Origin of the sequence: Aeromonas sp. R1-2, assembly GCF_040908505.1 — a bacterium.
In the GTDB taxonomy this organism is placed as follows: Bacteria; Pseudomonadota; Gammaproteobacteria; order Enterobacterales; family Aeromonadaceae; genus Aeromonas; species Aeromonas veronii.
Map to the genome: position 1 here is coordinate 102,847 of NZ_JBFODU010000032.1, position 14,560 is coordinate 117,406.

The window sequence follows — 14,560 nt, forward strand, 5'->3', positions numbered from 1 at the left end:
CTATGAGTCTTTTTCTGGATTTTGAACAGCCGATTGCCGAGTTGCAGGCGCAGATTGATGAACTCAAACATGTGAGTGAAGGCAATCACGCCGTGGATCTGAAAGACGAGATCCGCCGGCTGGAGAAGAAAAACGAAGAGCTGACCAAGAAGATCTTCGGTGATCTGGGTGCCTGGCAGGTATCCCAGATGGCGCGTCATCCCCAGCGCCCCTACACCTTTGACTATATCGAGCATATCTTCACCGATTTCGACGAGTTGGCTGGCGATCGCGCCTATGCCGATGACAAGGCTATCGTCGGCGGCATCGCCCGTCTCGACGGTGAGCCTGTGATGGTGATTGGTCACCAGAAGGGTCGTGAGACCAAAGAGAAGATCAAGCGCAACTTCGGCATGCCGCGTCCGGAAGGGTACCGCAAGGCCCTGCGTCTGATGGAGATGGCCGAGCGCTTCAAGATGCCTATCATCACCTTTATCGATACCCCGGGCGCTTACCCCGGCGTCGGTGCCGAAGAGCGTGGTCAGTCCGAGGCGATTGCCCGCAACCTGAAAGTGATGGCCGGTCTGACCGTGCCGGTGGTCTGCACCGTGATCGGTGAAGGCGGCTCCGGCGGTGCGCTGGCAATCGGCGTGGGTGACCGGGTCAACATGCTGCAGTACTCCACCTACTCCGTCATCTCGCCGGAAGGGTGTGCCTCCATCCTGTGGAAAAGCGCCGACAAGGCTTCTGTGGCTGCCGAAGCGATGGGTATCACTGCCCAGCGTCTGAAAGAGCTCAAGCTGATCGACCACGTGATCGACGAGCCCCTCGGCGGTGCCCACCGCGATGTGGAGAAGATGGCCAAAAACCTCAAGGCCCGCATCAAGCAGGATCTGGACGCCCTGCGTCCGCTCGATACCGAGCAACTGCTGGAGCAGCGCTACCAGCGTCTGCTGGGCTACGGCTACTGCTAAGCGCTGCCGTCAACCCCGACTATTCAGGCCCCCGTCATCGATGGGGGTTTTTTATTGCTGATGACCTGTCTTGCGGTGATTGTGCCAACGCGCCCTGAAACGGCGCTGCTCACTCTTCGCGGGTGAGGGGAAGGGTTGGTATACCATACCGTTGGTGAGGGCTGCCAGTAGCCTGCAGCATCCTTTGGCATCGCTAGCGGTGGCATGACAAGCCGCTTGATCATCCGATAGCGGCATAAAAAAGCGCCCCGACTATGCGGAGCGCTTTTACAGGTGTCTGGCGGTATTACAGTTCAATCTCGTCTGTAAGACCTTCATAGGCGATATCGATGGATTGCAGCTCCTTCTGCAGGCGGTGCTTGTCTTTCAACGCCTCGATTTCACGCCATTTACGTTTTTTTCCCGTTGTCCCGCGGCTACGCGAACCGAGTTCAACCACCTCGTCATAATCGAAGTTGAACATTTCCATGGCTCCCTCCTTGGTTTTTATCGTTTTCACCACCCGTATAACATAACGAATCTGAAATTAAAACGTTTTCGTGACGACTCTATGACAGCGCTAAAAAAGCCCATGAAAAAAAACCGGGCCCCTTGTTAGGGGCCCGGTTTTTATCAGAAAAAAGAACCGATTACAGGCGGCTTGCCAGCATGGTTTCCAGCTTGCCCTGGTCGATGGCGAACATGCGGATGCCTTCGCCCAGCTTCTCGTGAGCCATGGCATCCTGGTTCAGTTCCCAGCGGAATTCGGCTTCGGTCATCGGGGTCGGTTTGGCCTTGCGCTCACCGGTGTAGTCCAGTTTGCGTACCACGGCGCCTTCGGTCTTGCTCAGCTCTTCCAGCAGGGCCGGGCCGATGGTCAGGCGGTCGCAACCGGCCAGTTCCAGGATCTCGCCGGTATTGCGGAAGCTGGCGCCCATCACGACAGTCGGGTAGTCGTGCTGCTTGTAGTAGTTGTAGATGGAGGTGACGGAGACCACGCCCGGATCTTCGCTGGCGGTGTAATCACGGCCATTTTTGGCCTTGTACCAGTCGAGGATACGACCCACGAACGGGGAGATCAGGAAGGCACCGGCTTCGGCACAGGCACGGGCCTGGGCGAAGGAGAACAGCAGGGTCAGGTTGCACTGGATACCCTCTTTCTCCAGTACTTCGGCGGCACGGATCCCTTCCCAGGTGGAGGCCAGCTTGATCAGAATGCGGTCGTTGCTGATACCCGCTTCGTTGTAAAGACGGATCAGCTTGCGGGCCTTGGCGATGCTGGCTTCGGTATCGAAGGAGAGACGGGCATCCACTTCGGTAGAGATACGGCCCGGAACGATCTTCAGCACTTCCAGACCGATGTTGACGGCCAGCTTGTCGCCCGCGTCGATGATTTGCTGTGCCTTGTCCTGGCTCTGGGCTTTGGCCCACTTGATGGCGTCTTCGATCAGCGGAGCGTACTCGGGGATCTCGGAGGCCTTCAAAACCAGAGAGGGGTTGGTGGTGGCATCGATGGGCTGATAGCGTTTGATGGCTTCGATATCACCGGTGTCGGCAACAACAGTGGTCAGGGCTTTCAGCTGGGTTAATTTATCGGCCATAGCGAATATCATCTCTTAATGAGGGAGTAATCCCTGGGTTGCGGGCTTGAGACGGTGGTTCTGAAATAAAATTACAGGATCTTGGTGCCTCAGGCTCAGAAAAGCGCGATGGGGGCGGCCCATCGTCATTGCCTGCCTAATTAATACTGATGTGCTGCATCCTGCAATAGGGACGCTTGGTTGTTAAACATTCAGGCTGTTGAGTTATCCCGTTTTATGGCTTGAAACTATATGATTAGTAAGGTTTTTTACATTTCATTCCGACCTCACTCCGGTTTGCTTTCAGCTGAACTTTTTTAGCCAATATCCATATTTGTGTCGTCGATCACATAAATTATCTCGCTACGTACTTGAAATTTAATTACAGCGAAAACGTTTGGCGAAATGTCTCCGTTTGAAAGCCATTTCATGCAAGCGTTTGCGTTTTCGCATAGCTCATCAGGGATATATCAAAAAGGTTCTCTTATGGGGCTTAATGGTGGCCTGTCTGATTGAATTATTGAGTTTGTTGAAAGTTTGCGATTTAAATGGAGCTTTATGGGCTTTTACCGTTCGTTTTTTGTGTCTCGCGTGACCGGGATCACTATTCCGGGCTCTCCCCCTGTGCTAGATTCCGCCCCTTTAGCGAAACGCTAATTAAACGACAGACAGAAAACGGTCAGCGCAGACTGGCCATGGATGTGAATAACAACGAGAGAATTATGGACACCTTGATTGCGATGCTAAACGACCTGATGTGGGGAGCCGTGCTCATCTACCTGCTCATCGGGGTCGGTATCTTTTTCACCTTCCGCCTGGGTTTTATCCAGATCCGTCACTTTGGCCACATGTTTTCCGTGCTGAAAAACAGCCGTAAATCGGACAACGCAGGCATCTCCTCCTTCCAGGCCCTCTGTACCAGCCTTGCCGCCCGTGTCGGCACCGGCAACCTGGCCGGTGTGGCTGTCGCCATCTATCTGGGTGGCCCCGGCGCCATCTTCTGGATGTGGCTGATTGCCTTTATCGGCATGGCGACCGCCTTCGTTGAAAGCACTCTGGCCCAGCTCTACAAGGTCAAGGATGAGGATGGCAACTACCGTGGTGGCCCGGCCTACTACATGGAGAAAGGCCTTGGCATGCGCTGGATGGGGGTGGTCTTCTCGCTCTGCCTGATCCTGGCATTTGGCCTGGTGTTCAACGCGGTGCAGGCCAACTCCATCAGTCTGGCGATGAAGGTGGCGTTTGGCATTCCTGACTGGGTCAGCGGTCTGGCGCTGGTGGCGCTCTCCGGCCTGATTATCTTCGGCGGCATTCGTGGCATCGCCCGTTTTGCCGAGCTGGTAGTGCCCTTTATGGCGCTGGCCTACATCCTGCTGGCGCTGGTGATCGTGGCGATGAACATCACCGAGTTGCCCCATGTCTTCATGCTGATCATCAAGTCCGCCTTCGGGATTGAGCAGGCAGGCTCGGGTGCGCTGGGTTATGCCATCTCCCAGGCGATGATCAACGGTATCAAGCGCGGTCTCTTCTCCAACGAAGCGGGGATGGGCTCTGCGCCCAACGCTGCGGCGACTGCAACTCCCTATCCGCCGCACCCGGCCTCCCAGGGTTATGTGCAGATGCTGGGGGTCTTTATGGACACTATCGTCATCTGCAGCTGTACCGCCGCCATCATCCTGATGTCCGGTCAGTTCGAGCCGGGTTCCGGGGTGACCGGTGTCGAGCTGACCCAGCGGGCGCTCTCCTCCCAGATTGGCAGCGGTGGCAACATCTTCATTGCGGCGGCCATCTTCTTCTTCGCCTTCACCTCTATCGTGGCGAACTACTCCTATGCCGAGACCAATCTGGTGTTCCTCGAGCACAACCACAAGGGCGGCCTGATGCTGTTCCGGGTGTTCGTGCTGGGGATGGTGATGTTCGGTGCCGTGGGTGAGTTGCCGATTGTGTGGGCGATGGCGGATGTCTCCATGGGACTGATGGCTATCGTCAACCTGGTGGCGATCCTGCTGCTCTCCAGCGTTGCCATCAAGCTGGCCAAGGATTACAACGACCAGCTCCGGCTGGGCAAGGTGCCCACCTTCGATGCCAACAAATACCCCGAGATCCGCTCCCAGCTGGAAGAGGGGATCTGGGACAATCCGACCAAAAAATAACAAGCGGTGAGTCAAACCTCTTGATTAAAACCTGAAGGGGGAGCCGGTGGCTCCCCCTTCTTTTATGGCGCACTCGTTGGCTGTTGATCCCAGCGCTGGGCGAGCTGTCTGATACGCCGTCGTAACTGGCGCCAGCAGCGCCCTTGTTGCCGTTCGCTGAGGGGGGCATAACGCCAGAGTCGATAGAGCCACGCACTCTTTAGCAGGGCGTGGGCAAGGTCGGGACGCAGCCGTGCCAGCCGCTCGCACCATGCCCCCATGCTCTCGGCGGGCTCTGGTGGGTAGCCGCTGCGTTTACCCCGTTTGAGCAGGGGCTGCCAGATGCGCCGCTCTGGCGGCAGGCGGGCGGGCAACAGCAGGGGCAGGCTCACCAGCAGGGCGACCAGCATCAGGCTGGCGAGGATCAACCAGGGAGTATGCCCCGCCAGTGCGGGCCAGCGCAGGCCGACTTGTTGCCAGAGCTGACCCGCATCGTAACCAATCACCCAGCGACTCCACTGGTAGTCGATATTGTTGCCCCACCAGCGCAGCTGATTGAGCAGAGCCCAGTTGCGATAACGCTGCAAAGCGAGGGGGTCGGCAGCGGTAAACTCGTCGCTCAGAGCCTCCCTCACGCCGCCTTCAATGCGTTCCGGTGCCACTGCCGCCGTGGGGTCGATTCGCTGCCATGTTCCCCCTTCATCGAGATACTCCACCCAGGCGTGAGCATCGAACTGGTGTACCGCCAGATAGTTGCCCGTGGGATTCCACTCGCCGCCGAGATAACCGGTGACCAGCCGTGCCGGAATACCGGCAGCGCGCAGCACGAAGGCAGTCGCCATGGCGTAGTGGCCGCAAAAGCCCTGCTTGGTATCGAACAGAAATCCATCCACCCCGTCACGGCCAAGTCGTGGCGGGGTCAGAGTGTAGTAATAGGATTGGCTGCGAAACTGCGCGAGTAGGGCGGTGACCAGCGCTGCGCGATCCGGATGGCGTGCGGCCAGCCCTTGGCCATAGGCGTGCGCCCTCGGGTTACCCCCGGCTGGCAGTTGCAGGTTGCGCTGGGCAGCTTGGTGGTCATCCTCGGGCTGCGCTTCACCGCGGCCAATGCGATAGCGGATCGCCACCTCGCCGCTCCCCTGCCGATAGAGGGTGTCGAGAGGGGTAAGCAGCACCGGGCCCGCCAGCAGACGCGGCTCACTCAGGGCAAAGGCCCAGCGGTGGCGCTGGGGCTCGGCGATCACCTCGTAGCTCCCGGCGGGTAACGGACTATCTGCCAGTTGAGTGTTGGCCTGTGAAGAGGATGCCAGAAGGGTGAGCCCGGTCTGCACCGGCACTGTCTGCTGCCATGCTTTGACCTCGGGGCTCAGCAACCAGCGCTGACCATCGAAAACTTCTTGGCGCATCACCGGAAAATAGCGCTCGCGGACAGGGGGCGGGCCATCGGCAAAGGTGACCCGAAACGCCAGTTCGGAGGAGTTGACCAGTTCGCTGATATCGCCGGGGGCCAGCTCTTCCGAGAGCCCCGACAGTGCGCGGCTGGTGGTGGGCATCTGCCAGAGGGGCGGGAGCCTCGGCAGCAGCAGAAACAGAGTGATGAGCAGGGGAAGCGCCAGCAGCAGGGCGCCGCCCGCGCTGCGCCAAGGCCGTTTCTGCTCGGGAGCGATGGTGGCCACCAGCGCGGTCACTGCCAGCCAGAGCGCTACTGTCATTCCGGCCGTCCAGCCGATGCTCTGTCGCTGCACCAGCGTCAGCGCGATCAGAAAGAAGGCGAGCAGCAGCACCTGCTCGATATCCCGCTCGCGCCGTACCTCGATCATCTTGAGGCTATAGCCGAGCCAGAGCAGATTGATCAGGGCGGGCAGGGTGCCCAATGTGCGCCACTGCAACCCCAGCAACACCACGGTTGTGATGGCCAGCAGCGCCAACCAGCGGGCAGGCAGGGGCTGCCAGCCGCGCCACAGCATAATGGCCCGGAGGCCGAGGGTGATGGCGCCCACCGCCACTACCCAGAGTTGCAGTTGGGGCCAGAGCGCCGCGACCAGCAGCAGCTGTTGCAGGGCGATGAGTGGCAGCAGACGGCGGTTATCGAGCAGCATCCTGCGTGCTCTTCTGTGGTGTGGCATCGAACTGGGCCAGTGCCAGCAGGCAGCGCTGCACAAAGGCGGCGCCGCTATCGGGCCCCAGCGTCTGGTTTGTCAGCGTCAGGGTAAAGGGGATGCCCCGCTTGCCGTAATCGGCGCACCACCAGGCCAGCACCGCCAGCCGCTGCTCCAGATCCCCGCCTGCGACCCGCTGCAAGGTGAGGTGAGTGTCATCCTGCTGCGGTTCATGGAACTGTTTGGTCAGCAGGCCGCGCCCTTGGGCAAGTTGCTTCCAGGCGACTCGGCTCAGTGGCTCACCAGCCTGATGTGCCCGCAGGGTATCGAAGTCGCCAAGGGGGGCGGGTGCAGGCTGGCCCTGCTGACCCTTGTTGTCACCCGACGCTTCCCCCCTCAGTGCCCCGTACTCCGGTTTGGGGGCGAGCCAGCCCTCCAGTTGCAAGTCCAGCAGGGACCAGCAGCGAAACAGACCGAGGGGGTAGCGGCTCTCGACCCGCAATCGACCAAGGGGCAGTGGCCCGCGGCGAGAGCCCGATACTGGCAGGATAACTGAGCTGGGCACAGCGTCGGTCTGTGCCAGCCAGAGGGTGCCTGCGTTGAGGCTAAAGTGAAGTGCCTGCACTGGGCGAGGGCTCTGCACCAAGATGCGGATAGGAAGCTGGCTACCCGCTTCCCCCAGCACCAGCGGGCCCCCCAGTAGCTCCAGCCCCAGCAGGTTGCGGTGGGTGAGCCACATGGCTGCCATAAACAGGCTGCCGAGGCAGTAGGCCACCAGCAGCACCAGATTGTTCTGGTAGTTGGTGCCTAGCAGATAGATGGCGAGCAGCACCAGCAGATAGAGCAGCCCCATGCGGGTGGGGAGGATAAAGAGGCTGCGGGTACCCAGCGTGATCTGGCGGGCCGGGGGAATGCGGCGGTCGAGCCAGCGTCGTTGCCAGCTGGCTCGCCACTGCTGCCAACGGTTTAGCAATTTGTTCATCAGGGATTGTCCGGATCAACTTTGGCCAGCAATCGCTGGCTCAGGGGGCAGGCTTCGCCGTGCTGTACGCCAAAGCTGCCCCGCAGCCGATGCTCGGCCACATAGGGGAAGACTGCCTGCACATCCTCCACCGTGACGAAGCGCCGCCCCGCCACCAGCGCCCAGGCCCGGCTCACCGCCAGCAAGGTCTGGGCTGCCCTGGGGGAGAGGGGCTGTGGCAGATCCCCATCAAAGCGGCTCTGGTGCACCAGCGCTAGCAGGTAGTCGAGGGTGGTATCGGAAACATGGATAGCATCACCTTCCGCTTGCAGGGCAGCCAGCTCGGCGGCATTCAGCATGGCGGGCAACGGGTCAGTCGGCTGGTTGCCGCGCAGCAACTGGCGCTCCGCCTCTCGCGGCGGAAAACCCAGCGAGAGTCGCACGGCGAAGCGGTCGAGTTGGGACTCCGGCAGTGGATAGGTGCCCGCCTGATCCGCCGGGTTCTGGGTGGCGATGACGAAAAACGGATCGGGGAGGGGATGCGTATTCCCCTCAATGCTCACCTTGTCCTCGGCCATCGCCTCCAGCAGGGCGCTCTGTACTTTGGGGCTGGCCCGGTTGATCTCGTCCGCCAGCAGTACCTGGGTGAAGATGGGGCCGGGGTGAAAGCGAAATGTTTGCTGCTGGGGGTCAAAAATCTGAAGCCCCAGCAGGTCGGCGGGGAGCAGATCGGCAGTGAACTGCATCCGCCGGCATGCCAGCCCCAGTGCCTGTGCCAGCGCGTGGGCCAGGGTGGTCTTGCCCATGCCGGGCAGATCCTCGATCAGCAGATGACCGCGCGCCAGCAGGGTCACCAGCGCGATTTTCAGCTGTAGCGGCTTGCCCAGAATGACTTGCTCCAGTGCCGCCAGCAGCCCGGCAATCTGCTCTTCTCTTTTCATTCCCTTCATACACATTCCCTGTATTGCGTCGCACCTACAGCTTATACGCCCGCAAGGGCGAAGGCAGATAACAGACGGGCGGTAAAGTGCAGCGCAGGGATGGCAATGAGCGGGAGGTGACCCGGTTTATTGCTGAATCTGCTCGATTCAATATGGCCGTCCAGGCACGCAGCTCAATACAATATTTCCTGATTGGAATGTACCGATCGCCATCTCTTCACTAGGTGAGGGCGGTGGGCACCCATATAGTTGCCCCATTGCGACGCGCTGCGTTGCTAGCTTTGTCACCACCTTGGCCCCGCCACTGTTCGCCTGTCTCTGTGATCTGGCAGGCATCGGCACGCCAATCTGTTATGGAGCGTTCATGCCTGTATTCCTGTTGTGCACTTTTCTGATGATCATTCTCTATCCGGTCGGGATCGATCTCTATCTGGTCGCCGTGTCCCAGATTGCCGATGCCCTGCAGGCGAGCGAGGCGCAGATCCACACCGCCTTCTCCATCTATCTGTTTGGCATGGCTGCGACCGTGCTGCTGGGGGGAATGATTGCCGATCGCTACGGGCGGCGCTGGGTGGTGCTCGGGGGGGCGTTGATTTTTGTCATCGCCTCGCTGGTGGCGGGTCATGCCGAAGGGATCACCCAGTTCTACCTCGGCCGTTTCTGGCAGGGGGTCGGGGCGGGGGCGCTCTATATCATGACCTTTACCGTGCTGCGGGACGTGTTGAGTCAGGAGCGGTTGGCGATGGCGCTCTCGATGATCAACGGGGTCATCTGCGTGATCCCGGTGCTGGCGCCGGTGCTCGGTTACCTCATCCTGTCCCATTTTGACTGGCGCGGGATCTTCGTGGCGATGGCGCTGGTGGCGGCCATCAGCGGTCTGGTGAATTTGTTGCTGCTCAAGGAGACCCATCCGGCCCGGCAACCGGGCAGTGGTGCTGCGCTGCCTTTTGCCCTGCTGCTTGCCCTGCTGCGCTCCCCGCGCTTTATGTTGCTCTCCCTGCTGACCAGTGCCAGTGTGACCGCCATTTTGGTCTATGTCAGCGTCTCGCCGCTGATCCTGATGAAGGAGTTTGGTTTCACCACAGAGCAGTACTCCATCGTGATGATGGTGATGGCCGGGGTGAGTATGTCTACTTCTTTCCTGACCCCTCTGCTGTTGCGCTGGCTTGGTAAGCACAAGGTGCTGGCGGTATCCCATCTGGCTTATCTGCTGGCTGCGTGTTTTCTACTCGGGTGCTGGCAGTTGGGGGGCAATATCCATCTGCTGTTACCGGGATTTGCGTTGGTCTGTGTCGGCTTCTCCTGTGGCTTCGGAGTGGCGATGGGGGAGGCGCTCGATGGTTGTCAACACAATGTGGCGTTCGCCAGCGCGGTGCTCTGCATCATGCAGATCAGCCTCTCCGGCCTCTATATCTGGCTGCTGGGCCAACTTGGCTTTGCCCCGACCGAGATGCTGATCTATGCCCTGATGCTGGCTCTGCTCAGTTACCTGGCTGTCAAAGGGCTGGTACCATGGCTCGCGCTTCGTGAAGCGCGGTCGCAGGGCTGATGGAAGATGAGAGGGGATATGCGCAATCTGGGTGAACTCGATTTGAACCTGCTGGTGGTCTTCAAGTACCTGATGCAGGAGCGCAGTGTGGCAGGGGCGGCCAAAAAGCTCTGTGTCACCCCGTCGGCGGTGAGCAAGTCTTTGGCCAAATTGCGGGAGTGGTTTGATGATCCCCTGTTTGTGCGGGTACGGCAGGGATTGCAGCCCACCAACCTCTCCCTGACCCTGGAGGAGGAGCTGAAAGTCTGGTTCCAGCTCACCGACAGCATCACCTCGCTCAATAGCGAGGCGATCCCCGACGGTGCCCGCTTCACGCTGGTGATGGAGTCCCCCTTTTACATCAGCTTCCTGAGCGATCTGCCCATGACCATCTACCAGAAGTACCCCAACTCAGTGGTCAGGATGCTGGGGTGGGATCACCACTCCCTCAACGACATCGTCAACGGCGATGCGGATCTCGGCTTCTGCGCCCGCGAGACCCATGGCCGCTCCTTGGCCAAGGTCAATCGGTTGCCCTACTACATCGATCACGAGGTGCTGTTTACCGATCGCCCGGTGGTTTTTCTGCGCAAGGATCACCCCTTGCTCGAGCAGAAGTGGTCGCTGGAGAACTTTCTGGCCAGCCCCCAGATCAGCATGGTGTGGGAAGCGAACGATACCTGGGCCCTCGACAGTCTGCTGGAGGATGAGGGATTGAAGCGGGAGGTGCCCATCATGGTCTCCAGCTTCGAGCAGGCGCTGCATATCGCCTCCCAGTCGAGCCACGAACTGATTGCGGTGGCTCCTTCCTACTGCGGTGGTTATGCCAGTCGGCATCATGGCAATCTGATCGCCATGCCGCTGCCGCTACCGGAGAAGCTCTACGCCCAGCTGGAGATCGCCTTCATCCTGCTGTGGCACAAGCGGCACAATCAGGATGCCAAGGTGATGTGGCTGCGCAACGAGATCCGGCGACTCTACAACGACGAATCGCCACGCTAATGTGGCCGAGACGGTACCCATTGATCAGCCGGAGCCATCTGCTCCGGCTTTTTGTTGTCGCATCGCCCGGATGAGCGGGCTTTGGCACGACTGAAGTGCCGAGTTCGGGTTCAAGCTGTGTGCCATTCAACTCTCTTTATGCACAGTTCGGCCTTGGTTGCACGTCTCGAGTGAAGCTCTTTTCACGAAAAAAATTCATGTGGTTTCATTAGAAAACTTCACCAATGGTCAAAATTAAAGTGTGATCGACCATTAAGTTCCTGTATTTGCAGTGATATAGCATGGCACCCCTTGGAATGGCGGGGTTAGATAGCGCCTGTGTAGTGTGATAGCCAGTAGAGCGCGACGTGAGCCAGCCCCACAGGTCGTCTGTGGCCGTGCCATGCCCCGGCTATCTGGCCACCAGCCATGAGTGACGGAGCAGAGGGGAATAAGCATCAAGGTTGATAGACCGGCTTGAGTAAAGGGATGCTGCAAAGGTAGAACCCGGAGCCGGTAACTGTACTGGGGGACGCCACTCACCATCCCCCGATAACCCGTAATTGAAACCGGCTAGATGAAAAACACCTTTCATCGAACGGGACCCGTGCACCCGAAAATAGCCAGATTGGCAGGCTGACTGTGCTCTCCGTTATGGCAATGGCGGGCAAAAAATAGTGCGACAGCCACCACCAGATTAATAAAAATAAATCTCAGCAAAGGCAGGTTGATATGCGTCCAGCAACAGCACCCACAGGGTTGTTACAACAACCCAAACCCTTCTTTATGATATTTTTCGTCGAACTCTGGGAGCGCTTCGGTTATTACGGCGTGCAGGGGATCCTGGCGGTCTTCTTTGTACAGCAACTGGGATTTTCCCAAGAGCAATCCTTTATTACTTTCGGTGCCTTCTCGGCGCTGGTATATGGCCTGATCTCGGTCGGTGGCTATGTCGGTGACCATGTACTCGGCACCAAGCGCACCATGGTGCTGGGGGCCGTGGTGCTGGTGATAGGCTACTTTATGACCGGCCTGTCGATCTACAATCCCGACCTGATTTTCTATGCGCTGGGCACCATTGCAGTCGGTAACTGTCTGTTCAAGGCCAATCCGGCCAGCCTGCTTTCAAAATGCTACCAGCCAAAAGATCCGCGGCTGGATGGGGCTTTTACCCTGTTCTATATGTCGATCAATATCGGCTCCCTTATTTCCCTCTCGCTCGCGCCGGTGATTGCCGATCACTACGGCTATACAGTGACCTATAACCTGTGCGGGGTGGGGCTGATTATTGCGCTGCTCACCTTCTTTGCCTGCCGCAATATGGTGAAGGATATTGGCTCCGAACCGGATCACCTGCCGCTCGATTACAGCAAGCTGCTGCTGGTTATATTGGGGTCGGTAGCCATGGTCTTCTTCTGTGCCTGGCTGATGCACCACGTGGTGATCGCCAACATGGTGTTGATGACGGTGACCATCGCCGTGGTGATCTTCTTCTTCCGCGAGGCATTCAGGCTCGACACAGTGGGCCGCAACAAGATGTATGTGGCCTTCGTGCTGATGCTGGAGGCGGTGCTCTTCTATGTGCTGTATGCCCAGATGCCGACCTCGCTTAACTTCTTTGCCATCAACAACATGCACCACGAAATGCTGGGCATGAGCGTCAACCCCATCAGCTTCCAAGCGCTCAACCCCTTCTGGGTGGTGCTGGGTAGCCCGGTACTCGCGATGATCTATACCCGGATGGGCAGCAAGGGGCGGGATCTCACCATGCCGCTCAAGTTCACCCTCGGGATGTTCTTTTGCTCGCTGGGCTTTCTGACGGCGGCGGCATCCGGCTGGTGGTTTGCCGATGAGCAGGGGCTTACCTCCCCCTGGTTTATGGTGCTTATCTACCTGTTCCAGAGTCTGGGCGAGCTGATGATAAGCGCCCTGGGGCTGGCTATGGTCGCCGCGCTGGTGCCGCAACGCCTGATGGGCTTCATTCTCGGAATGTGGTTCCTGACTCAGGCGATGGCGTCCCTGCTGGGTGGCTATGTGGCGACCTTTACCGCCGTGCCGCAAGGGATGACGGATCCGCTGCAAACTTTGCCCATTTACACCGGCGTGTTTGGCAAGATCGGGATGGCGACCTTGCTGATTGCGGTAGTGATGGGGCTGATGGTGCCCTGGCTCAACCGGATGATGAATGCGACGCCGACAGAGGCCGAGGGGCTGGGCGCGGGTCAATCACAGGCGTAATGAGGGGAGGATAGTGCGAGACAAGGCAAGGGCTGTGACCCTTGCCTTGCTGTTGATGGCTTAGTTGTACTGCTCTTCCATCCAGGCTTCGACGATCAGCTGCGCCGATACCCCGTCCACACTGCCCTTTTCCAGCGCGCGATAGCCGCCCCGCTCAAACAGCCGGGCACGGGCATCTGTGGTGGTGAGTCGCTCATCCTTGAACTCCACCGGCTTGCCGAAACGGCCATGCAGCCGGTTGCCGAATTTGCGGGCCCGTACCGTGATCTCCTGATCGGTGCCATCCATGTTCAGCGGCAGGCCGACCACCAGCAGGTCCGGTTGCCACTCCTTGAGCAGCTTCTCAATCTCGTCCCAGTTGGGGATGCCGTCGTTGGCCTTGAGGGCGCGCAGAGGCTGGGCAGTGCCAGTCAGCTCCTGACCGATGGCGACGCCAATGCTCTTGGTGCCATAGTCAAAGCCCATGATGCTGCGTGATGACATAACTGATAAATCCTCGAAATAGAGAGCGGAGCGGGCCAGCCGATCAGCTGTGGCCGATGTCGCTGGAGAGGTGAACCGGGTTCACCCCTATGCTGGCGGCAGCTTGCTGCCAACGTTTGTGAATGGGGGTCTTGAACACCAGAGCCGGATTGGGGGGGATCACCAGCCAAGCGCCGTCCACCAGCTCCTGCTCCAGCTGCCCGGCGCTCCAGCCGGCATAGCCAAGGGCCACCAGCCAATGGGCAGGGGCTTCGCTCGTACCCAGGGTTTCCAGAATATCCTTGGAGGTGGTCACCATCATCTCATCCCCCACCTGCAGGGTGGAGTTGAAACCGGGGCGGAAGCTGTGCAGCACGAAGCCGCGATCGGCGTGAACCGGCCCCCCTTGCAGCACCGGCTGCTTGAGTTCCGGGTTGTTGGGCGGATTGAGCTGGAGCTGGGTCAGCATGGTTTCCAGCGACATCTCAACCGGAATGTTGACGACCAGTCCCATGGCGCCCTCTTCGTTGTGCTCGCACAGATAGACCAGCGAGCGCTCGAAATAGGGATCCGTCAGGCTTGGCATGGCAAGCAGGAAGTGATTTTGCAGTGTTTGCATAGAGGCCAAATAGTGCAAAGGTATTTGAGGTCAATTATGGCAGTTGATCCCCATGGGAAAAACCGCTTTTTGGGCTGGGCGAGATCC

The 14,560-nt window shown here is 59.1% G+C and carries 12 protein-coding genes; 5 read left to right on the top strand and 7 right to left on the bottom strand.

Translation table 11 applies throughout. The features are described from left to right. Window positions 1-2: 2 nt before the first annotated feature. A complete protein-coding gene (gene accA / locus AB5Y76_RS13125; RefSeq protein WP_005338549.1) occupies window positions 3-953 on the top strand; it encodes an acetyl-CoA carboxylase carboxyl transferase subunit alpha in 951 nt (316 codons plus the stop codon). A gap of 286 nt (window positions 954-1,239) precedes the next feature. On the opposite strand, the gene AB5Y76_RS13130 is transcribed toward accA, so the two are convergent. Both AB5Y76_RS13130 and tal read right to left on the bottom strand, forming a co-directional pair. Continuing rightward, on the bottom strand, window positions 1,240-1,422 hold the full coding sequence (locus AB5Y76_RS13130; protein ID WP_005338547.1) for a DUF3545 family protein: 183 nt from the start codon (window positions 1,420-1,422) through the stop codon (window positions 1,240-1,242). A gap of 160 nt (window positions 1,423-1,582) precedes the next feature. Further along, window positions 1,583-2,533 (bottom strand): transaldolase, encoded by a 951-nt coding sequence (gene tal, locus AB5Y76_RS13135; RefSeq protein WP_005349780.1) that lies wholly within the window; start codon window positions 2,531-2,533, stop codon window positions 1,583-1,585. A 701-nt stretch (window positions 2,534-3,234) separates the two neighbouring features. Here tal and AB5Y76_RS13140 point away from each other — a divergent pair. Continuing rightward, complete coding sequence (locus AB5Y76_RS13140) at window positions 3,235-4,665, top strand: sodium:alanine symporter family protein (RefSeq protein WP_013724018.1); 1,431 nt, start codon at window positions 3,235-3,237, stop codon at window positions 4,663-4,665. A gap of 62 nt (window positions 4,666-4,727) precedes the next feature. Here the strand turns inward: AB5Y76_RS13140 and AB5Y76_RS13145 are convergent, their stop codons facing one another. Genes AB5Y76_RS13145 through AB5Y76_RS13155 form a run of 3 tightly spaced genes read right to left on the bottom strand, consistent with a single transcriptional unit; the run spans window position 4,728 to window position 8,645 of the window. Beyond that, complete coding sequence (locus AB5Y76_RS13145) at window positions 4,728-6,743, bottom strand: DUF3488 and transglutaminase-like domain-containing protein (RefSeq protein ID WP_263717469.1); 2,016 nt, start codon at window positions 6,741-6,743, stop codon at window positions 4,728-4,730. Continuing rightward, entirely contained in the window at window positions 6,730-7,725 is a 996-nt protein-coding gene (locus AB5Y76_RS13150; protein WP_263717470.1) for a DUF58 domain-containing protein, read from the bottom strand. Before AB5Y76_RS13150 ends, AB5Y76_RS13145 begins: the two co-directional genes overlap by 14 nt. After that, the gene (locus AB5Y76_RS13155) at window positions 7,725-8,645 is read right to left on the bottom strand and encodes a MoxR family ATPase (protein WP_263717495.1); all 921 of its coding nucleotides are present in this window, start codon (window positions 8,643-8,645) and stop codon (window positions 7,725-7,727) included. Before AB5Y76_RS13155 ends, AB5Y76_RS13150 begins: the two co-directional genes overlap by 1 nt. A gap of 364 nt (window positions 8,646-9,009) precedes the next feature. On the opposite strand from AB5Y76_RS13155, the gene AB5Y76_RS13160 reads away from it, so the two are divergent. The 3 genes from AB5Y76_RS13160 to dtpB all read left to right on the top strand — a co-directional run bounded on the left by AB5Y76_RS13160 (window position 9,010) and on the right by dtpB (window position 13,392). After that, window positions 9,010-10,194, top strand: coding sequence for an MFS transporter (locus AB5Y76_RS13160; RefSeq protein ID WP_263717471.1), 1,185 nt, complete (start codon window positions 9,010-9,012; stop codon window positions 10,192-10,194). Between the two features lie 18 nt (window positions 10,195-10,212). After that, window positions 10,213-11,175, top strand: a complete 963-nt coding sequence (yidZ, locus tag AB5Y76_RS13165) for an HTH-type transcriptional regulator YidZ (protein WP_263717472.1) — start codon at window positions 10,213-10,215, stop codon at window positions 11,173-11,175. 711 nt (window positions 11,176-11,886) lie between these two features. Continuing rightward, entirely contained in the window at window positions 11,887-13,392 is a 1,506-nt protein-coding gene (dtpB, locus tag AB5Y76_RS13170; RefSeq protein ID WP_263717473.1) for a dipeptide/tripeptide permease DtpB, read from the top strand. Between the two features lie 60 nt (window positions 13,393-13,452). Here dtpB and ruvX read toward each other — a convergent pair whose 3' ends face one another. Together ruvX and AB5Y76_RS13180 are read right to left on the bottom strand one after the other, a co-directional pair. Beyond that, window positions 13,453-13,875 carry a Holliday junction resolvase RuvX gene (ruvX, locus tag AB5Y76_RS13175; RefSeq protein WP_005343821.1) on the bottom strand — a complete coding sequence of 141 codons (423 nt, stop codon included), beginning with the start codon at window positions 13,873-13,875 and terminating at the stop codon, window positions 13,453-13,455. Between the two features lie 43 nt (window positions 13,876-13,918). After that, entirely contained in the window at window positions 13,919-14,473 is a 555-nt protein-coding gene (locus AB5Y76_RS13180) for a YqgE/AlgH family protein (protein WP_005349793.1), read from the bottom strand. Window positions 14,474-14,560: the final 87 nt, after the last annotated feature.